Source organism: Desulfarculaceae bacterium, assembly GCA_020444545.1.
Classification (GTDB): Bacteria; Desulfobacterota; Desulfarculia; order Desulfarculales; family Desulfarculaceae; genus Desulfoferula.
This window is the reverse complement of the sequence record JAHLKT010000006.1, coordinates 14,615-33,152: the sequence shown is the minus strand read 5'-3', so window position 1 is coordinate 33,152 and position 18,538 is coordinate 14,615. Positions and strand designations below refer to the sequence as shown.

Here is an 18,538-nt window from a genome sequence, read left to right as displayed (position 1 = left end):
CTGGGAACCGCCCATGAGACCCCTGCGTTCCCTGTTGTTCGTGCCCGGGCACAAGCCTTCCTGGGTGGACAAGGCCTGGAAGGTGAAGCCCGACGGCTTGATCCTGGACCTGGAAGACGCGGTGCCCCAAAGCTCCAAGGAGGACGCCCGCCGCGAGGTGCGCGCGGTGCTGGAGCAGGCCCGGCCGGGCGATTACTACTGCGTGCGCCTCAACAGCCTAGCCACCGGGCTTACCCAGGGCGACCTGGATGCCGTGGTCCACCCCAACCTAGCCGCAGTGATGCTGCCCAAGGTTTACCAGGCCGCCGAATTGGCCGAGGTGGACCGGATGCTGGGCGTCCTGGAGTTGGAGCGAGGCATGGAGCCCGGCTCCATCGCCGCGCCGCTGCTCCTGGAGACCGCCCTGGGCATGCGGCACGCCTACGAGATCGCCACGGCCAGCCCCCGGGTGGACACCATCCTGATGTCCGCCGGGCCCGGCGGCGACGCCCAGCGCTCCATCGGCTACCAGTGGAGCAAGCAAGGCACCGAGACGCTCTACCTGCGCTCCAAGCTGGTGCTGGACGCCCGGGCGGCCGGGGCCCAACCGCTGATCAACTCCTGGTACGACGTGGCCGACCTGGAGGGCCTGGCCCGGGACGCGGGGCTCAACCGCTCCCTGGGCTATCAAGGCATGGCCCTGATCCATCCCAGCCACGTGGCCGTGGTCAACCAGGTCTTCACCCCCACCGAGCAGGAGCTGGCTTATTACCGGGGCCTCTTGGCCGCCTTTGCCGAGGCCGAGGCCCAGGGACATGCGGCGGTGGTCTACGAGGGGGACATGGTTGACTACGCCATGGCCCACACCGCCCGTGACATCCTGGACTTCGCGGCCAGTCTGAAGCCCGGCGAGTGAATATGGCGCCCCGGCCATGCGGTGCCGGGGCGGGAGAGAGTTCATGGCGCGCTAGCGTTAATAAGGGAGGGAAACTATGAAAAAGTCCTATTGGCTGATAATGGCCTGCCTGGCTCTGGTCATGGCCCTGTCGGTGGGCGCTCCGGCCCAAGCGGCCGAGCCCCAGTTCAAGCTGGTGTATGAATCGGTCTACCCCAAGGGCCACATGCGCTTTTTGGTGGTGGATGACCTGCTGGATCGCATCGAGGCCAACTCCAAGGGCCGCATTAAGTTCGAGCGCCACTACGGCGGCGAGCCGGTGAGCAAGAAGGAGGCCCTCAACGCCCTGAGCAACGGGGTCATCGACCTGCTCATGGCCTACCCCACCTACTATGACGGCAAGATCGCCATCGGCGACTGGCAGCAGCTTCCCTCCAACTTCCGGAGCTGGGAGGACTGCTGGGCCCTGGGGGTCAACGGCGTGGTGGCCCAGATCATGGACAAGGCCTACAGCCGGGTGGCCAAGGTCAAGTACCTCACCTGCACCCCGGTGGCGCCTTACAACTTCCAGGTGGCCACCCGGGCCAAGAAGATCAAGAACACCGCCGACTTCGAGGGCATGAAGATCCGCTCGGCCGGCGGCTCGGCCTCCATCGCCATCAAGATGCTGGGCGCCTCGCCGGTGATGACCATCGGCGGCGAGTACTACCAGGCCATGCAAAAGGGCGTGGTGGACGCCGGCCTGATGACCACCTACTCCCTCAAGCAGTACCGCCTGTGGGAAGTGGCCGACCAGGTGGTGAACCCGCCGCTCATCGGCTATGCGGCCGGCTTCCTGTGGATGAGCAACAAGGCCTGGCGCAAGCTGCCCAAGGACCTTCAGGAGATGATCATCAAGACCGCCCGGGCCAAGGACCTCTGGGCCAAGTGGGTGGGCATCTATGAAAAGGACCAGGACGGCCCCATCATCGCCGAAGCCAAGAAGCGCGGCGTGCAGTTCTACACCCTACCGCCGGCCCAGGCCGAGATCATGTACAAGAAGACCCAGCCGGTGTGGGACTGGTACGTGAAGCAGTGCGAGAAGCAGGGCCTGGGCGCCGAGGCCAAACAGGTCAAGAAGGCGATCCTGGACCGCTTCAACCAAGGCAAGTAAGCACTGGCCCGGGGCCGGGGGCGCCTGCCCCCTCCGGCCCCGGGGACCGGCCCAAGGGCCGCGGGGGTGAATGATGAGCGACCCGGTTTCCCGTAGTAGGTTCGACCGCTTCATGGACGGCGTGAACTGGCTGTCCGTGCAGAGCGGCTGGTTGGCCGGCTCCCTGGCCGTGGTGATGATGGCGGCCCTGGTGCGCGAGGTGGGCGGCCGCTACTTCTTCAATGCTCCCACCGACTGGGCGGTGGACTTGAACGCCTTCCTGTTGGTGGGCATGGTCTACCTGGGCTCGGCCTACACTACCTCCATCGACGGCCACGTGCGGGCCGACTTTTTTTACGGCCGCTTCACCGGCCGCGCCAAGGCCAAGCTTGATCTGTTCATCGACGCGGTATGCATCTACTACGCGGCCATCATGCTCTGGCAAGGCTGGCGGCTGGCCTGGGAGTCGCTGGTCTACAACGAGGTCTCCTCGGGCGGGGTGCGCTGGCCCCTGTTCCCCTTTCAGGTGCTGGTACCTCTGGGCTCGGGCCTGGTGATCCTGCTTTTGGTGGTGCGCATGTTGTGCAACCTGCGCTACCTCGCGGGCAAGGGCGAGCCCTTCTCCCCGCAGAAAGGCGGCCACTGATGGAATGGTGGGCCCTGCTAAGCATCATCCTGGTTTGCCTGCTCCTGCTCATCTTCATCGGGGTTCCCATCGCCTTCAGCCTGGGCGCCCTGTCCCTCACCCTGGTGCTGATCATGTTGGGCACCGACAAGCTGATGCTGGTGGCCACCACGGCTTTTGGGCAGATAAACAACTTCGCCCTGGCGGCCATACCCTTATTCATCTTCATGGCCGAAATAATCCTGCACTCCGGGGTGAGCACCGACGCCTTTGATATGCTCTCCAAATGGACCGGCCGTCTGCCCGGGGGCCTGGCCGTGGCCAGCCAGCTCACCTGCACCCTGTTCGCCTCGGTGTCCGGGGCCAGCACCGCCACCGCCGCGGCGGTGGGGCGCATCGCGGTGCCGGAGATGGTCAACCGAGGCTATGAGAAGCGCCTGTCCTGCGGCTCCATCGCGGCGGGCGGGGCCCTGGGCGCGCTCATCCCGCCCAGCATCTACATGATCATCTACGGCACCCTGGTGGAGGAGTCCATAGGCCAGCTATTCATGGGCGGGGTGGTTCCCGGCATGATGCTCAGCGGCATGTTCATCCTCTACATCATCATCCGCTGCGCCCTTAATCCCGCCTTGGCCCCTCGCATGGAGGGCATCACCTGGCGGGATCGCTGGCGCTCCCTGTACAAGGTGTGGGCCATCCTATTCCTGGCCATGGCCATGCTACTGTCCATCTACCTGGGCATCGCCACTCCGGCCGAGATCGCCGGCGTGGGCTGTTTCCTGGCCCTGGTCATCGGCTTCGCCTACCGCCGCCTGAGCTGGCAGGCCATCAAGGGCGCTTTCCTGAGCACCTGCCGCATCACCTGCTTCATCGGCTGGGTGCTGGTGGCTGCCTCGTTGTTCGGCTTCGTACTCAGCTACCTGCAACTCCCCCAGCAGCTCTCCTCGTGGCTAGTGGAGCAGTCCGCATCGCCCTGGCTGGTGATCGTGGGCATCAACATCATCCTCATCTTCCTGGGCTGCATCATGGATCCGGCGGGCATCCTGCTGGTGACCATCCCCATCTTCGTGCCCATCATCAAGGCGCTGGGATTCGATCCGGTCTGGTTCGGGGTCATGTTCGTGGTCAATACCGAAATGGCCCAAATCACCCCGCCCCTGGGGTTGAATCTCTACATCATCAAGGGCATCGCACCTTCCAATGTATCCTTGAAGGACATCCTGATAGGCGCGGCTCCTTTCATGCTCTTGGATTCGGTGGGATTGGCCCTGGTTATAATCTTCCCGCAGATAATTTTGTGGCTACCCTCCACCATGATGTAGGCGGGGGCCCCAGGCGAGAGAGGACGCGATGAGGAACTTCATAAATCTGGAGGACCTGAACGGGCTGCCGTCCTTCTCGCCGCCGGGGCATTCCGGAACCCTGAATCATTACCTGGCCCACCCGGACAACGGGGCCCGGCACCTGGCGATCTGGCACGGCAACATCGAGCCGGGCGGCGAGGCCGAGGAGCACGACCACCCGACCACGGACCAGGCCTTCTACGTGCTGGCCGGAGAGTGCCTCTTCCGGCTGGAACAACAGGAGCGCCGCCTGGGCCCGGGCGACTTCGTCTTCATTCCCCGAGGCGCGCGCCACCGCATTCTGTCCACCGGTACGGAGAGCTTGCGGCTGTTGGTAATCACGGCGCCGCCTCCGAAAGCAACAGCGTCTCGCAGCTGATTTGCCTAAGGTACTTACCAAGGAAGGCCCACACACGGGGCAGGTCGCCACCGCAATAGATCACCAGCACATGCGGTCAAATTAAGTTCGACACTTGGCAGGAAAAGCTATCCCAGACGTACCCCTCGATCTTGTGAGGCGTTCCGGGCGCGGAGCGGCCTGATGAATCGTCAAAGGTCTTGGGGACGGTGTGTCCCCAAGACCTTGGTCATCTCCACTGCCGCGCGAAAACGCGCCCGCACTCGCTCGCCACTCCCCAGGCGCCGTCTTCGAGGGAGGGCGACGAATCCGAATCTTGGTTCCTTAGCGGCCCTTGAACTGGGGCTGGCGTTTCTCCAAAAAGGCCGCGAACCCCTCTTGGCGGTCCTCGGTCTCGCGCACCACGGCCGAGCCCTCGGCCTCGGTGTCCAGGCCCGCGTCCAGGCCCTCGTAGAGCCCGGCCGCGAAGGACTTGAGCACCCAGCGCACCGCGATGGGCGCCCGCCCGGCCAGGGTGCGGGCCATGTCCATTACCTGGTCCATGAAGCCCTCCGCCGGGGCCAACCGATCCACCAGGCCCATCTCCAGGGCCTCGGCCGGGCCCACCCGTTTACTGAATAGGATCATGTCCAGGGCCTGGGAGCGCCCCACCAGGCGGGCCAGGCGCTGGGTGCCGCCCCAGCCGGGGATGATGCCCAGATTCAGTTCGGTGAGGCCCAGGAGGGCCTTGGGGTTGTCGGTCATCACCCGGAGGTGGCAGGACAAGGCCAGCTCCAGGCCCCCACCTAGGGCGTGGCCGTTCATAGCCGCAATGAGCGGCTTGTCCATGCGGTCCAGCCGCCGCCACATGGCCCGCACCTTGGGGCTGGTGATGGGGGTGTTCTTGGCGTCGCTCACATCAAAACCGGCCGAGAAGCACTTGGCCTCGCCCCCGGTGATGACGATCACCCGCGCCTGGTCATCGGCCTCGGCCTGATCCAGGGCGGCCTCGAAGGCCTCGGCCAGGGCCAAGCTCCAGGCGTTGGCCGGCGGGTTGTTCAGGGTGATCACCGCGATGTGCTCTTCAATGGATAGGGTAACCAGATCGTTAGTTTTCACTGCTTTGCCCCTTGGCTCGCTTTAAATAAACCTTATGACGCGGGCCCCGCCGCCTAGAGCAGGCGGCGCAGAATCTTGTTGGTGCCTCCGCTACGCGGCAGGGCCTCCCGGAACTCCACCACCTTGGGCACCTTGTAAAAGGACATCTTTTCCTTGGCCCACTGCATGATCTCCTCGGGAGTGACCTTACCGCGCTGGTCTTCCTTGAGCACCACCACCGCCTTGATCACCATGCCCTTGTTTTCGTCGGGCACCCCGGTTACTCCGGTGCAGTCGATGGCCGGGTGGGTGTTCAAAAACATCTCCACCTCGTCGGGAAACACCGAGTACCCGGAGACCTTGATCATCTCCTTCTTGCGGCCCAGCCAATAAAAATATCCCTCGTCATCAAATTTGCCGGTATCTCCGGTGTAGAGCCACCCGTCAACGATGGTTTCGGCGGTTTCCTCCGCTTTGTTCCAATAACCCTTGCAGTTGGCCGGTCCCTTGATGACTATCTCGCCCACCTCGCCGATGGGCAGGGTCACCCCCCGGTCTTCCAGGGATACGATGCGGAACTCGGTGCCGAAGATGGGTATGCCGCAGCAGGTCTCCCCCAGGGGCCCGTATTTGGCGGGGCGATCCTGGGGCATGAAGGTGTCCCCAGTGTGGGTCTCGGTCAGGCCGTAGGCGGTCTCGGCGATCTTGGCGCCGGGTGCGATGCGCTCACCCCAGCGCTCGGCTATCTGCTGGTTGAGGGGCAGGCCTACCGAGGTGATGAGGTTCTTCCGCACGCTGGTCAGGTCGAACTCCTCCGAGCCGGGCATGTCCATCATGGCCAGGTTCATCTTGGTCAGGGAAGCCAGGAACTGCGGCCGGTACTTCTCGATGGTGCGCAGCACCACCAGGGGGGAGAAGTGGGAGAGCACCACCTGTGTGATGCCCTCGTACAGGTTGGCGTTGAACTGCAGCAGGCCCGCCACGTGATAGATCGGCGCCATCTGCAGAGTGACGATGTCCTGGAACTGCTCACGCAGGTCGTGGAAGGACACCTCCGCCCGGCAGGCGGCCTTGTAGAGCACGTTGAAGTAGGTGTGGATGGCCCCCTTGGGCAGGCCGGTGGTGCCGCCGGTGTACTGCAACAGGGCGATGTCCTGCTCCAGGTCTATCTCCACCCCCAACGGCTCGGAGGCGTAGTCCCGAAAGATGTCGCTCAGCTCCACGGCCTGGTCGTAATACACCCGCTCCTTAAGCGGCGGCTCTTCCTTGCCGGTTAGGTTCTCGTCGCCGGCCAGGTCCCTGAGCCCGGTCACCACCAGCGTTTCCACCGAAGTATTGGGCAGGGCCGCCTTGGCCACCTCCAGGAACTCGTCCAGGCAGACCAGGACCCTGGCCTGGGAATCGTTGAGCTGGAACTCCAGCTCCATCTCCTTGAAGGCGGGGCTGCAGGCCGTGGTGGTCGCCCCGATCTTGGACACACCCATGTAGGCGATGGCGAAGTTGGGCGAGGTGGGCAAAAACAGGGCCACCCGGTCGCCCTTGCCGATACCGGCTTGGCGCAGGAACTGGGCAAAGGAGTCGGCCTTGTCGTTGAACTCTTGGTAGGAGATGTGACGCCCGTGAAAAATCATGGCGTCCTTTTGCGGGGTGTCCTGGCTGTGCTTCTCCAAATATCCAGACAGGGGCAGGCCTTCGTGGGCGAAACGCAACTCCCGGGGAAAGTCGGAGGGCCAGTTCTTATCTCTCCACAATTTATTGGCGTAAGGGTTGTCCATCTTGCAACTCCAGCAAGCTCTACCCGGTTGGGTGGGCGCTAATGAATTTCATGGGGTTTGGGGACGAAAAATTACTGGCGCTAGGCTGGCTGGCGGAGGGCCAGCATCACGGTTATCGTGCCCTGCTGCACCACCTCGCCGTCCTGGCTTATGATCTCCTTCTCAAAGGTCAGTACGCCCCGCTTGCCGTCGGGCAGGGCCTTCATCTCCTTCACCCACTGCTCCACGTGCAGAGTGTCGCCTATGAACACGGGTTTTTTGAAATTCCAGTTCACATTCAAAAGGGCGAGGATGCTGTCGCCGGTGAGATGGGAGGTGAGCCCCGCCTGAATGGCGATGCCCAGGATGCCGTGGGCTATGCGTTTACCGTAGGGGGTTTGCTTGGCATACTCCGCGTCGGTGTGCAGGCTGTTGTGATCCCAAGTCACCGCCGTGAAATTGACCAAGTCGGCCTCGGTAACCGTGCGCCCCTTGGAGATGAACTTTTGCCCCAGGCTGAAGTCGTCGAAGTAAAGCGAATCGAACATGAGTGGCGTTCTCCCGGGCCTGCATGCCGCCACCGACCGCCAACCGGTGCGGGCCTGATCAGGCCTCGTCCTTGCGGGGTTGGTCCCAGGTCAGGCGTATTTTCACGCCCTCTTCCTCCGGCGGTTGCAACAGCCCGTTGAATAGTGCGTCTATGATGCCCTCCGCCGTTTCCATCAGGTTTTGCGGCTTGCCCAACAGACCTTTTCTCACCACCAGGTTGTCGATGGTGCCGATGATCATGCTGCGCACGATCACCGGGTTCAGGCCGGAGCGGAACTCGCCGTCGGCGATGCCTTGCTCGATTACCTCGCGCATCATGCGGGCGGATTCCTGGATAACCTGATACTCGGCGGTTTCGGTGAAATTGCGGCTGGTCTTGAGGATCATGGAGATGACGTTGGCATACTCCGGATTGTCCTCATAGAGCTCCAGCAGCCGGTAGACCAGGGCGCGCAGCTTGTTCTTGCTGCCCTTGATGTATTTCAGGATGTGCCGGTTGCCCATCTGGTACTTCAGGCTGTACTCGGCGGGTATGGCGAAAAGCAGGGCTTCCTTGGAGGGGAAATATTCGTAGATGGTGGCGTCGGATACCTTGGCGCCGGCCGCGATTTCGGAAATGGTAGCTTCGTGGAAACCGCGCTGGGCGAATATCAACTCCGCGCTTTTAAGTATGGCCAGCCGCTTGCCCGGGTTCTTTCCCACTTGAACCTCCCTTGTCCGAAAATAATCAGTAAAGCTTCAATAATAGAGACTTACTATAATATATTTCCCCACCGGACACCCGGCCCCAAACCGAGACGCCTCCGCGGCCCCGGACCGCCCTTGCGCGGAACGGTCCGGGGCCGCCAGCGAGATTACTTCCTGCGGTCATGCACCAGAGGGGCGGGGCCGAGCTTGCGGCCCTGCTCATCATAGATGTACCAACCGATGCCGGTCTTGCGCCCCAAGTGCCCCACCTTGATCTTGCGCTGCAGGAGCATGGGCGGATAGAACTTCTCGTCCTTGGTCTCCTCGTACACTGCCTTGTAGGCGTTGAAGCCGATGTCCAGCCCGGACATGTCCGAGGTCTCCAGGGGGCCCATGGGGCGGCCGAAACCCAAGCGCATGCCCTTGTCGATGTCGTCCACGCTGACCACACCGGCCTCCACCAGGCGGATGGCCTCGATGGTGCTGGGGAAGTTGATCCGGTTCAGGGCAAAGCCGGCCACGTCCAGGTTCACCCGGATGGTCTCCTTGCCCACGTCCTGGCACAGGGCCTCGGCCGCGTCCATGGTCTCGTCGCTGGTAAGCAGGCCCCGGATGATCTCCACGATCTTCATCAGGGGAACCGGGCTGAAGAAGTGGGTGCCCACGAACTGCTCGGGGCGCTTGGTGGCCTCGGCGATGTTGGTGATGGGGATGGCCGAGGTGTTGCTGGCGAAGATGGTGTGGCTGGGGCAAATCTCGTCCAGGCCGCCGAAGAGCTCCTGCTTGGCGGCCAGGTTTTCGATGATCGCCTCGAACACGAAGTCGGCCTCGGCGGCGGCGTCCAGCTCGGTGGTGCCCGAGATGCGCCCCATAATCTCCTCGACGCTGCCCGGCACCTTGCCCTTGGATACCAGCTTCTCCACCGACCAGGCCACCTTCTCGATCCCCTTTTCCACGAACTCAGGGGAGATGTCTCGAATGACTACAGAGTAACCCTTGGTGGCGCATATCTGGGCGATGCCGCCACCCATTAGGCCCGCCCCGGCCACGAATATTTTCTTGATGTCCACGTTGGTCTCCACTATGCACGGGGGACGCCCCCGGATGTAGGGCCCGAGGCCCTGGGTTTTAGGCTTCTCGTTCTATGATGGTGGCCACGCCCTGGCCGCCGCCCACGCAGGCGGTGGCGCAGCCGTAGCGGGCCTGGTTCTCTTCTAGGATGCGGGCCAGGGTGCCGATGAGGCGGCAGCCGGTGGCTCCCAGGGGATGGCCGATGGCCGTGCCGCCGCCGTGCACGTTGACCCGGGAGGGATCAATGCCCAGTTCTTGGATGGCGTTGAGCACCACCACGGTGAAGGCCTCGTTGATCTCCCAATAGTCGATGTCCTGGGCGCTGAGGCCCGCGTGCTCCAGGGCCATGCGCGAGGCGGGCACCGGGCCCTCGCCCATGAGGCTGGGGTCCACCCCGGTGAAGCCCATGGAGCGGATGGTGGCCAGGGGCTTCAAGCCCTGCTCCAGGGCGGTCTGCTTGTCCATCAGGATGATGGCCGAGGCCCCGGCGTTCAGCGGCGAGGCGTTGCCCGCGGTCACCAGGCCGTCCTCCCGGAACACCGGGCGCAACTGAGCCAGCTTTTCCAGGGCCACGCCCTCGCGCACCGCCTGGTCGCGGTCAACTACCATATCTTTGCCCTCGGCGTCCCAGCCGGTCACCGGCACTATCTCCTCGGCGAAGTAGCCTTGTTTTTGGGCCTCCACCGCCAGGTCGTGGGAGCGCTTGGCCCACTGGTCCATGGCCGGGCGCTCGATGCCCTTGAGCGTGGCCAGCTTTTCCGCGGTCAGGCCCATGGCCAGGGCGGTCTGGAAGTCCAGGGAGTCGAAGCGGGGCTCCTCGTGCAACTTAGGGTTCACCCGGACCATGCCGTCCTTCTTGCGGGCCTGGCCCATGGGAACCCGGGTCAGGTGGTCCATGCCGCAGGCCAGCACCGTCTTGGCGTAGCCGGTCATGATCTCCATGGCGCCGATGTGCACCGAGGCCATGGAAGAGCCGCACTGCTGGTCCACGAATTTGGCCGGCACGCTGATGGGCAGCCCGGCCAGGAACAAGGGGAAGCGGCCACCCCAGGTGTAGTTCTCGCCTACCCCCACCGCCGAGCCCACGATGAAATCGTCGATGCTGGCCGGGTCGAGGCCCACCTTCTCCACCAGCTTGGGGACCACTTCGCCGATGAGGTCGTCGGCCCGCAGGCCGCCGAACCAATCCTTGCTGGGATCGTCGGGCTTGGATCTGGACTGAGCGGTGCGCAAATAACCGACTATCACTACTTCCCGCATTACTTTCGACTCCATTTCGCTACTTGCCTCAGTTGGCTATGAGGGAGGGAAGCCACAGGGAGATGCCCGGCCACAGGTAGAGCATTATAAATACGATCCACCCGATGACCACGAAGGGGAAAGCGCTCAGGGCTATGCTTCCCAAGGAGGTGCCCGGTGGCAACACTCCCTTGATGATGAACAGGTTCAGGCCCACCGGCGGGGTGACCTCGGCCAGCTCACTCTGAATGATCATGATGATGCCGAACAGAATGGGGCTCATGTCGATGGCCTCGACGATGGGCAGGAAGATGGGCACGCAGATCACCAGCAGGGCCAGCACGTCCATCAAGCACCCCAGGAAGGTGATAATGGCCAGGATCATGAGGTAGATGACCATGTTGGGCACGTCGATGCCCATGAACAGGGAGACGATGAACTCCTTGAGGCCCGACAGGAAGATCAGGTGACTGAAGAGCATGGCCCCGATGAGGATCACGTAGATCATCACGCAGATCTTCACGGTGGCCCGGAAGGCGCCCTTGAACAGGCTCATCTGGCGCTTCCTGAACAACATGGCGCAGGCCGCCGCCATAAGCGCGCCCACCGCGCTGGCCTCGATGGCCGAGAAGAAGCCGCGGTAGATGCCGCCCAGCACCACCAGGAAGGTGATGATGGCCGGAACCACCTTTACCAGGGCCTCCGTCTTTTCCTTCATGCTGTAGCGGCGGGGGGGCGCGGGCGACAGGGAGGGATTTAACACCACCCTGAGGGACACATAGGCGGCGCCCAAAATGACCAGGATCAGCCCGGGTATGATGCCCCCGAAGAACATGTGGCCCAGAGAGGCCTCGGACAGGCCGCAGTAGATGATCATCCATATGCTGGGGGGAATGATGGCCGACAGGGTCCCCCCGAAGGCAAAGGCCCCGCTATATAATCGCCGATCAACTTTGAGGCGCTCCATCTCCGGCACCGCCAGCTTGCCCACCGTGGAGATGCCGGCCATGGCCGAGGCGCATATGAAGCCGAACAGGGCGCACATGACAATGGAACTGATCACCGTGCCGCCCGGCAAGTGACCCAGCCACTTGTAAACGAAGTCGTATATGTCCTTGCCAAAGCCGAATTCGCTGAAAATACAGCCCATCAGCACGAAGCCGATGATGGCGATCATGGACCAGGAAAATAGTGTTTCCCAAACCACGAACCCCATGCTGAAGATATAGTCCGGGCCCTTGAGGAACATGATGCCCACGATCCCAGTGCCCCCCAGCGAGATAGCCAGGGGCATGCCGGACAAAAGCAACACAGCTAGCAATAGAAGCACCAGGATCAGTTGCCAGGCCATGCCTTCCATTGGGTTCGCTTCCTTTCTACTTCTTTTACGCCGCGCCCCAGCCGGGCCCGAATGCCGAAATTTCTTTTAAGAGGCCTGAGTCCATTTCACGTAATGTTTTCTGGCCCGGATTCCAAACTGCACCGCCAGGAGCAATAGCCCCAGGTTGCTCAAGATTTGAACCGGGAAGACGGGAAGCATGGCGTTGTCGGTCACGCGGTGCAGCGAGATGCTCCAGGAGGTTTCCAGGGCCAGCATGATCACGATGACCATGGTTATGATCACGCCGAAGATGGAGGTGACGCACAGCAGGCCGTTTTGCCATTTGGGGGGCAGGCGGTCGATGATGAAATCGACCCCCAAATGGGCCTCCTCCTGCAGGACATAGGCCGCGGCCAGGGTGGCGGTGCAGGCCCCCAGCAGGCTGGCCACCTCCAGGTACCACGAGGTCGGGGAATGAAAGAAAGACCGCGCGATCACCTCCCACATGATCACCACCACGATGGCGGATATCAGCCCGTAGGTAATCTTCACCATCCACTCATTGATCGTCCGCATGGCCGCACCCCTCAAGCTGATTCGGGTTTTTGCCTGGCCCCAACTCCCGGCTTTGCCGAGGGTCTTGGTTCGCCCGGGGCCACCGCGCCGCCCCTGGGTGGCGGCACCGCCCCTATCATGGGGGGCGATGCCTCCGCCCAGTGGCTATTAATCTTTAGTAGTTCAGAAAATTCTTCTTTTTGGAGGTCCGCGCCTTTTCGACGATATCCACAATTTGCTGCCCATAGGGCGCGGAGCGCTTGACCCAGTCGGCGATGACCGCCTTGGACGGGCCGTACCAAAGCTCCTTCTCCTGCTCGGTGGGACGATAGAACTTCATGCGGGAAGAAGCGATGATCTCGTTCTTGACCTCGGAGACCATGGAGTCGATGGTGATGGTCGCGGCCATGAACTCGCAGTACTTCAAGAAGATGGGGGCCAGCTTGGGTCCCAGCTTCTTCAGGGAATTCTTGTTGATGTAGAAGAGCATGGTGGTGGGGGCGATGGGCAGGTCCAGCAAATGGTCCAGGACCTCCATCTGCTTCCAGCCGGTCCAGTGGGTGTGCACGCCCAAGCTGCCCTGCAGCAGGCCGCGGCTGGCCGCCTCGTACACCTGGGACGTCGGCATGGCCACCGCGTTGCCGCCCACCTGCTGCACGTAGTCGCGCATACCCTTGCCCACGACCTTGATCTTGATGCCCTCCAGGTCCTTGGGCACCTTCACTACCTTGCCCTTGGTGCCGATCTTGTACCAACCGCCGTAATAAGGCACCGCGCACACCATGATGTTGCTGTAGCCTTTGTCCGCCAGGGCCTTTTGCAACACGGGGATGATCTTGGGCCAGGCCTTCCACCACTCGTAGTTGTTGCGGAACAGGAAGGGTATGGAGCCCACCACCTCCATCACCGGCATGGTGGCGGAGTTGAAGCCCGGGTACACGAAGCCGATGTCGGCCAGGCCGCGCTGCACCGCGTCCACCATGTCCTTGCCCTTGGCGATGGTGCCGGCGTCATAAATCTTGGCCTGAAGCTGATTGTCGCTCATCTGGGCCAGCATGGGCGCCAGCTCCTTGATCCAGACGCTCAGCTCGTGGGTTGGTGACTGATACAAGGCCACGGTAACGGTTTTGGCCGCGCTGGCCAGGCTTACGCCGCCGAGCAACATCGCCGCGCACAGGATGCTGATCAAAAGGTTCTTTTTGCGTAACATTTGACTCCCTCCGTTATTAAATGGGGTAGCCCCAATCCGCTCCCCAAGATTTACTTTTTTCTCCTCACACCGCATAAACCTTGAAAGTCCTCCCGCGAGGGCTAGATGATGTTTTTCTCCCGCAAACGAGCCAGCTCCCCCTCGGACAGGCCCAACACATCTGAGTAGATTTCCTGGTTGTGCTCGCCCACCGCCGGCGGCCCCAGGCGCACCCCACCCGGGTTGCCTTTCATTTGAAAGGGCACTCCCGCCAGCACCACCTCCTCGCCGGAGGAGCTGCTCTGCTTGACCAGCATTTGTTCGTGAATGACCCCGGGGTCCGTGTCCACCTGGGTGGCATCGCCCACAAAGCCGTAGGGCAGGCGGGCCTCTTCAAAGGCTTCGGCCAGCTCCTGGCCGGTGTGCCCGGCCACCCAGTCGGCCAGCACCGCGTCCAGCTCTTCCCGGTGCACGAAACGATCGTAGTCGGTCTTGATGTCGGGCCGTTCCAAGAGGTCCTCGCGGCCCACCAGGCGGCAGAGCCTGACGAACAGGCCCCGCGTGACCGTGGAGATGTAGACCCACCTGTGATCCGAGGTCTTGAACAGGTCGGAGGTTCCGGCGTACCAGGAGCGGTTGCCCAGGCGGCCGCGGATCTTTCCGGTGGCGCGGTATTCGGTGACCGGCGAGGCGTTCATGAACACCCCGGTGCGCAGCAGGTTGGTTTCGATCTTTTGCCCCAAGCCGGTCTTGGCCCGTTCCAGCAGGGCCAGAGCCACCCCGTAGGCCCCGAAAAATCCGGTAGCGAAGTCGCAGTAGCGAACCTCCGAGCGCTGGGGAGGCATGTCGGGCTGCCCGGTCATCTCCATGGCCCCGGACATGGCCTGGGCGATCTGGTCAAAGCCCAGGCGGTGGGCATAGGGGCCGTCGCTGCCGAAGCCGGTTATCTCCACGTAGATCAGGCCCGGATTGAGCGCGCGCAGGGACTCGTAGCCCAGCCCCATTTTTTCCACGGCCACGGGAGAGTAGTTGTGCACCACCACGTCACTCTTGGCTATGAGCCTCTGGAGGATGGCATAGCCCTCCTCGCTGCGCATGTAATCCAGGGTTATGGCCTTTTTGTTGCGGGAGAAGTTCATGAAGGAGTAACTGCCCTGGCTTTGCGAGGGCAGGCCCATGAATCGGTCTTCCTCGCCGCCGGGCCTCTCCACCCGAATCACCTCAGCCCCGAAGTCGGCCAGCATCAGGGCGGCCATGGGCCCTGATATGTGCCTGCCGAAATCCAGGACCCTTATTCCAGACAAAACGTTGTGCATGGTTCGATACGCTTCTTTAAATTTCTACCCGGGCGGTGCCGGCGGCTATCTTTTCTTGCTCCTGGTTCTCCAGCCACACCTCCAGGGAATAAACTATGTGGTTTTCTTGCTCCTGTTTTTCGGTGATGGTCCCATGGGCCACGCAGGTTTCCCCGGGAAGCATCATCTTCAGGTATTTCAGGCGCAGGTTGTTGCGCTGGAGCGAGGCGGGACCGAAGGCCTTGTAGAGCATCTTGTCCAGAGCACCGCTGAACATCACCGCCCGGCAAATAGGCTGGTCAAAGCCCACACTCTTGGCGAACTCCTCGTCGCAGTGAACGTTCTTTTCCTGGGGCCAATTCTCGTAGGCCTTCATGCGGTCCAGGGTGATGGTCAGGCTTTCCGGCTGAAGCTGGTTTCCCGGCTCAAAGGTGCTGGCCTGCGTTTCCATGTATGCTTCCATCCCGCCCGGCTAGAAAATGTAGGTAAGGGTGACCACGAAGTTCACCAGGGGATTGCCGTCTTGGTCCGAGGTGAAGGTGCCGATCACCACCGAGGTCTTGCCGCGCTTGGTGTATTTATCGATGATTTTCCCCCGCGTGATCACCTGCTGCCCGCGACGGATGCATCCCAGGGCCTCCATTTCTAGGCGCGCGTGCAAGGCGCCCACCGTGGAGTGCCTGGGCTTGTAGACCTTCAGGTAGTCGTTGCCGATCATGATGGGAGGCACGCAATCCTCAGGCCCCAGGGCCTTTCCGCCAAACTCGTAGCCGCCCATGGAGTCCAGGAACCTATCCACGTCCTCCCCGGTGATTCGGTACTCGACCTGGCCCAGGTCCTCCCCAATTTCAACAGTTTTCAAATGCTCAGTGGACATAAGGCGCCTTCATGGGTTGTTTCCTTGCGCTTTGCTGGGGCCCGGACAGCCCCGCCGGCCCGGTGCCCGGCCCTCGGTGTCGCGGCTCAACCGTTCGTTCCCTCGCCACAGTTCGGCCTCCCACCCTAAGCAGAGTTTTTTACAGGGCTTAGTAAATTTGGCCGTTTTTCTTATTGGCTATATGAAATTAGATTTTTTAATTTACGTTGTCAATAATTAATTTATTTTTAATATATCTACAATATTATTGTTGAGTTGTTGTCTGGCTGGCTATCAATGTACCGCCGGCGACATCAAAAATGTAAATGGCGCTTGAAAAACATGACACCCTCATGGAGTGTCCTTCGGTATTTGGAGAATTTTTATGGGAGGCATGGAGAGGGTGTACAAGGGAATGGACTGGTGGACCAATCGGAACCGCCCGAATACCGGATGGCATCCTCCCGTCCCAAGCCCAAGCTGGGCCCCTACCTTGAGACGACCGTCCAGACCATACAAGACGGCAAGTCGGTTCCCAAAAAGCAGCGCCACACAGCCACGCGAATCTACCGTCGCCTGAAGGAGGTGGGATACCAGGCCAATTACATCTAGGTGAAGCAGGCGGTCAAGGAGATCAAACAGGTGAACCGCGAGGTGCTCATGCCCCTGATTCATCGGCCGGGCGAGGCTCAGGTTGATTTTGGCTACGCTCTTGAACCGCCCCGAGGTTGCCTGAGCCCTCAATTCTTAAAAGGAAGTCTACTCTATTTGTTGAGCAGATTTCTTATGTATATCCGGTGGGAGATAGTGGGAGATATCACGACATGGCCGGCATAGCTGACTAAGCCGCCTGGCCATTTAGGATGCAATAATAGCTTTTTAACTTTTCCAGCAACCGTTTCCCATGGTTACAAAACTGCTTTGGAGACTCTTCCAAGCTGAGGGTCGCGGGTTCGAATCCCGTCTCCCGCTCCAAGTTTATTCGGGGGGTTGGCCTCAGAGGCTAACCCCCTTTCATTTTTTCAGCGGGAGATAGTGGGAAGCAACTAAACATTCACGCCCAGCTCGTGCAGATAAGTGTCCGTGGTGGTGGGCTTGGAATGGCCCAGGCGGTTCTGGATCCAGGTCAAGGAGCGGCCCTCGTCGGCCCATTTGGACGCCCGGTAGTGACGGAGGCAACCTGGGGGCGGTAGCTGACGTCGGCGCGCCGGCAGGCGGCCGCCAGGTTCTTGCGCACCCACACATCATGGTGCAACGCCGCCTTGTCCTCCTGCGGGAAGACATACATATTGCCCGGTCCTTGAATCCGGCGCCAGGCACGCAGAGTCCCCGCCAGGGCGCACGACATTTTCACCTGGCAGGGCAGGCGATCATCTGGTTTATCTCTATAGTGAGCGTAACGCCTTATTCTCTCAAGTTCGCGCCTGTTCTCAGGCCCGATGCATAGGTATGTTGCATGCATGATCCAATTTTGACCGACAAACACCGCATAGTGCGGCGCAGTGTCCGCGATTTTTGTGAAAAGGAACTGCGCCCCATAGCCGCTCAAATCGATCAGGAGGCGCGTTTCCCTTGGGAAGTGGCCGAGAAAATGGGGCCTCTGGGTTATTTCGGCATTCAAGCCCCCCGGGAGCTGGGCGGCGCCGGGCTGGATACGGTCAGCTATGCCATTACCATCGAAGAGGTCTCACGGGTCAGCGCCGCCATTGGATTGTGTCTGAGCGTGCACAACAGCGTCGCCCTGTATCCCATTGTGGCCTTCGGCTCTCCCGAGCAGCATCAACGCTGGGTGCCGGCCTTGGCAAAAGGTGAAAAAATCGGCGCCTTCTGCCTGACGGAGCCAAATGCCGGTTCCGACGCCAGCGGGATCATCGCCACCGCCCTGGCTGATGGCGACGATTGGGTGGTCAACGCCAACAAGGTGTTTGTCACCAACGGAGGCATTGCCGATATTTGCCTGATTTTTTGCAACACCGGCCAGGGGGGCGGCCGTAAAGAGGTCAGCGTGGTGGTGGCCGAAAGAGGCACCCCCGGATTCGTGGTGGGGGACCTGGAAGACCTGTGCGGCATGCGGGCCAACCCGGTGACCTCCATCCGCCTTTACGACTGCCACCTTCCCAAAGCTAATCTGTTGGGGAAGGCGGGCATGGGTCTGCGGATCGGTCTCGCGGCCTTGGACACCGGACGCATCGGCATCGCGGCCCAGGCCCTGGGCATCGCCCAGGCCGCCCTGGAGGAAGGGGTGCGCTATGCCAACCAGCGGCAGCAGTTCAGGGTTCCCCTGGGGAACCATCAGATGATTCAGACGATGATAGCCGATATGGCCACTCAAGTGGACGCGGCCCGCATGATGGTTTACCGCGCGGCCAGGATTAAAGATGCTAATCAGCCGGTCACCAAAGCCGCGGCTCAGGCCAAGCTTTTTGCCTCGGAAGCGGCCGGCAAAGTCACTGATCTGGCCTTGCAGATCCATGGCGGTTACGGCTACTCCAAAGCCTATGCCGTGGAGCGCTATTATCGCGATGCAAGGGTAACCCGCATCTATGAAGGAACTTCAGAGGTTCATCGCATGGTGATCGCGCGCGAGGCGCTGCGGGAAACCCTGTAGCGGCC

At 61.6% G+C, this 18,538-nt stretch carries 18 protein-coding genes; 6 read left to right on the top strand and 12 right to left on the bottom strand.

The genetic code is table 11. The features are described from left to right. Positions 1 to 13 precede the first annotated feature (13 nt). The 5 genes from KQH53_16530 to KQH53_16510 all read left to right on the top strand — a co-directional run bounded on the left by KQH53_16530 (position 14) and on the right by KQH53_16510 (position 4,353). On the top strand, positions 14 to 895 hold the full coding sequence (locus KQH53_16530; protein ID MCB2228289.1) for a CoA ester lyase: 882 nt from the start codon (positions 14 to 16) through the stop codon (positions 893 to 895). Positions 896 to 971: 76 nt separating this feature from the next. Continuing rightward, positions 972 to 2,027: a TRAP transporter substrate-binding protein DctP gene (gene dctP / locus KQH53_16525; protein MCB2228288.1), complete on the top strand. Its 1,056-nt coding sequence runs from the start codon at positions 972 to 974 to the stop codon at positions 2,025 to 2,027. Positions 2,028 to 2,100: 73 nt separating this feature from the next. Beyond that, the gene (locus tag KQH53_16520; GenBank protein ID MCB2228287.1) at positions 2,101 to 2,652 is read left to right on the top strand and encodes a TRAP transporter small permease; all 552 of its coding nucleotides are present in this window, start codon (positions 2,101 to 2,103) and stop codon (positions 2,650 to 2,652) included. Further along, complete coding sequence (locus KQH53_16515; GenBank protein MCB2228286.1) at positions 2,652 to 3,953, top strand: TRAP transporter large permease subunit; 1,302 nt, start codon at positions 2,652 to 2,654, stop codon at positions 3,951 to 3,953. Before KQH53_16520 ends, KQH53_16515 begins: the two co-directional genes overlap by 1 nt. Positions 3,954 to 3,981: 28 nt before the next feature. Beyond that, a complete protein-coding gene (locus tag KQH53_16510; protein MCB2228285.1) occupies positions 3,982 to 4,353 on the top strand; it encodes a cupin domain-containing protein in 372 nt (123 codons plus the stop codon). Positions 4,354 to 4,656: 303 nt separating this feature from the next. Here KQH53_16510 and KQH53_16505 read toward each other — a convergent pair whose 3' ends face one another. The 12 genes from KQH53_16505 to KQH53_16450 form a co-directional block, all read right to left on the bottom strand. Beyond that, positions 4,657 to 5,430 carry an enoyl-CoA hydratase/isomerase family protein gene (locus KQH53_16505; GenBank protein MCB2228284.1) on the bottom strand — a complete coding sequence of 258 codons (774 nt, stop codon included), beginning with the start codon at positions 5,428 to 5,430 and terminating at the stop codon, positions 4,657 to 4,659. A gap of 53 nt (positions 5,431 to 5,483) precedes the next feature. After that, positions 5,484 to 7,184, bottom strand: coding sequence for an AMP-binding protein (locus KQH53_16500; GenBank protein ID MCB2228283.1), 1,701 nt, complete (start codon positions 7,182 to 7,184; stop codon positions 5,484 to 5,486). An 80-nt stretch (positions 7,185 to 7,264) separates the two neighbouring features. Continuing rightward, positions 7,265 to 7,711 (bottom strand): MaoC family dehydratase N-terminal domain-containing protein, encoded by a 447-nt coding sequence (locus tag KQH53_16495; GenBank protein ID MCB2228282.1) that lies wholly within the window; start codon positions 7,709 to 7,711, stop codon positions 7,265 to 7,267. 58 nt (positions 7,712 to 7,769) lie between these two features. After that, the gene (locus KQH53_16490) at positions 7,770 to 8,414 is read right to left on the bottom strand and encodes a TetR/AcrR family transcriptional regulator (protein MCB2228281.1); all 645 of its coding nucleotides are present in this window, start codon (positions 8,412 to 8,414) and stop codon (positions 7,770 to 7,772) included. A 152-nt stretch (positions 8,415 to 8,566) separates the two neighbouring features. Continuing rightward, positions 8,567 to 9,469 (bottom strand): 3-hydroxyacyl-CoA dehydrogenase family protein, encoded by a 903-nt coding sequence (locus KQH53_16485; protein MCB2228280.1) that lies wholly within the window; start codon positions 9,467 to 9,469, stop codon positions 8,567 to 8,569. A gap of 58 nt (positions 9,470 to 9,527) precedes the next feature. Beyond that, positions 9,528 to 10,730 carry an acetyl-CoA C-acetyltransferase gene (locus tag KQH53_16480; protein MCB2228279.1) on the bottom strand — a complete coding sequence of 401 codons (1,203 nt, stop codon included), beginning with the start codon at positions 10,728 to 10,730 and terminating at the stop codon, positions 9,528 to 9,530. Positions 10,731 to 10,758: 28 nt separating this feature from the next. Beyond that, positions 10,759 to 12,069, bottom strand: a complete 1,311-nt coding sequence (locus KQH53_16475) for a TRAP transporter large permease (protein ID MCB2228278.1) — start codon at positions 12,067 to 12,069, stop codon at positions 10,759 to 10,761. 66 nt (positions 12,070 to 12,135) lie between these two features. Further along, positions 12,136 to 12,606 (bottom strand): TRAP transporter small permease subunit, encoded by a 471-nt coding sequence (locus tag KQH53_16470; protein MCB2228277.1) that lies wholly within the window; start codon positions 12,604 to 12,606, stop codon positions 12,136 to 12,138. A gap of 154 nt (positions 12,607 to 12,760) precedes the next feature. After that, positions 12,761 to 13,795 (bottom strand): TRAP transporter substrate-binding protein DctP, encoded by a 1,035-nt coding sequence (gene dctP / locus KQH53_16465; GenBank protein MCB2228276.1) that lies wholly within the window; start codon positions 13,793 to 13,795, stop codon positions 12,761 to 12,763. A gap of 101 nt (positions 13,796 to 13,896) precedes the next feature. Beyond that, positions 13,897 to 15,090, bottom strand: a complete 1,194-nt coding sequence (locus KQH53_16460) for a CoA transferase (GenBank protein ID MCB2228275.1) — start codon at positions 15,088 to 15,090, stop codon at positions 13,897 to 13,899. A gap of 16 nt (positions 15,091 to 15,106) precedes the next feature. Then, positions 15,107 to 15,520, bottom strand: coding sequence for a MaoC family dehydratase (locus KQH53_16455; protein ID MCB2228274.1), 414 nt, complete (start codon positions 15,518 to 15,520; stop codon positions 15,107 to 15,109). A 21-nt stretch (positions 15,521 to 15,541) separates the two neighbouring features. Beyond that, positions 15,542 to 15,946: a hypothetical protein gene (locus KQH53_16450; GenBank protein MCB2228273.1), complete on the bottom strand. Its 405-nt coding sequence runs from the start codon at positions 15,944 to 15,946 to the stop codon at positions 15,542 to 15,544. Positions 15,947 to 17,381: 1,435 nt separating this feature from the next. Between KQH53_16450 and KQH53_16445 the strand changes: the two genes are divergently transcribed. Further along, positions 17,382 to 18,533: an acyl-CoA dehydrogenase family protein gene (locus KQH53_16445; GenBank protein ID MCB2228272.1), complete on the top strand. Its 1,152-nt coding sequence runs from the start codon at positions 17,382 to 17,384 to the stop codon at positions 18,531 to 18,533. The last annotated feature ends 5 nt before the right edge of the window (positions 18,534 to 18,538 follow it).

Bases quoted from the DNA above. Each gene is read 5' to 3' on its own strand.
- KQH53_16530 (MCB2228289.1), top strand. From the start codon at position 14: ATGAGACCCCTGCGTTCCCTGTTGTTCGTGCCCGGGCACAAGCCTTCC.
- dctP (MCB2228288.1), top strand. From the start codon at position 972: ATGAAAAAGTCCTATTGGCTGATAATGGCCTGCCTGGCTCTGGTCATG.
- KQH53_16520 (MCB2228287.1), top strand. From the start codon at position 2,101: ATGAGCGACCCGGTTTCCCGTAGTAGGTTCGACCGCTTCATGGACGGC.
- KQH53_16515 (MCB2228286.1), top strand. From the start codon at position 2,652: ATGGAATGGTGGGCCCTGCTAAGCATCATCCTGGTTTGCCTGCTCCTG.
- KQH53_16510 (MCB2228285.1), top strand. From the start codon at position 3,982: ATGAGGAACTTCATAAATCTGGAGGACCTGAACGGGCTGCCGTCCTTC.
- KQH53_16500 (MCB2228283.1), bottom strand. From the start codon at position 7,184: ATGGACAACCCTTACGCCAATAAATTGTGGAGAGATAAGAACTGGCCC.
- KQH53_16495 (MCB2228282.1), bottom strand. From the start codon at position 7,711: ATGTTCGATTCGCTTTACTTCGACGACTTCAGCCTGGGGCAAAAGTTC.
- KQH53_16480 (MCB2228279.1), bottom strand. From the start codon at position 10,730: ATGCGGGAAGTAGTGATAGTCGGTTATTTGCGCACCGCTCAGTCCAGA.
- KQH53_16475 (MCB2228278.1), bottom strand. From the start codon at position 12,069: ATGGAAGGCATGGCCTGGCAACTGATCCTGGTGCTTCTATTGCTAGCT.
- KQH53_16470 (MCB2228277.1), bottom strand. From the start codon at position 12,606: ATGCGGACGATCAATGAGTGGATGGTGAAGATTACCTACGGGCTGATA.
- dctP (MCB2228276.1), bottom strand. From the start codon at position 13,795: ATGTTACGCAAAAAGAACCTTTTGATCAGCATCCTGTGCGCGGCGATG.
- KQH53_16460 (MCB2228275.1), bottom strand. From the start codon at position 15,090: ATGCACAACGTTTTGTCTGGAATAAGGGTCCTGGATTTCGGCAGGCAC.
- KQH53_16455 (MCB2228274.1), bottom strand. From the start codon at position 15,520: ATGGAAACGCAGGCCAGCACCTTTGAGCCGGGAAACCAGCTTCAGCCG.
- KQH53_16450 (MCB2228273.1), bottom strand. From the start codon at position 15,946: ATGTCCACTGAGCATTTGAAAACTGTTGAAATTGGGGAGGACCTGGGC.
- KQH53_16445 (MCB2228272.1), top strand. From the start codon at position 17,382: ATGCATGATCCAATTTTGACCGACAAACACCGCATAGTGCGGCGCAGT.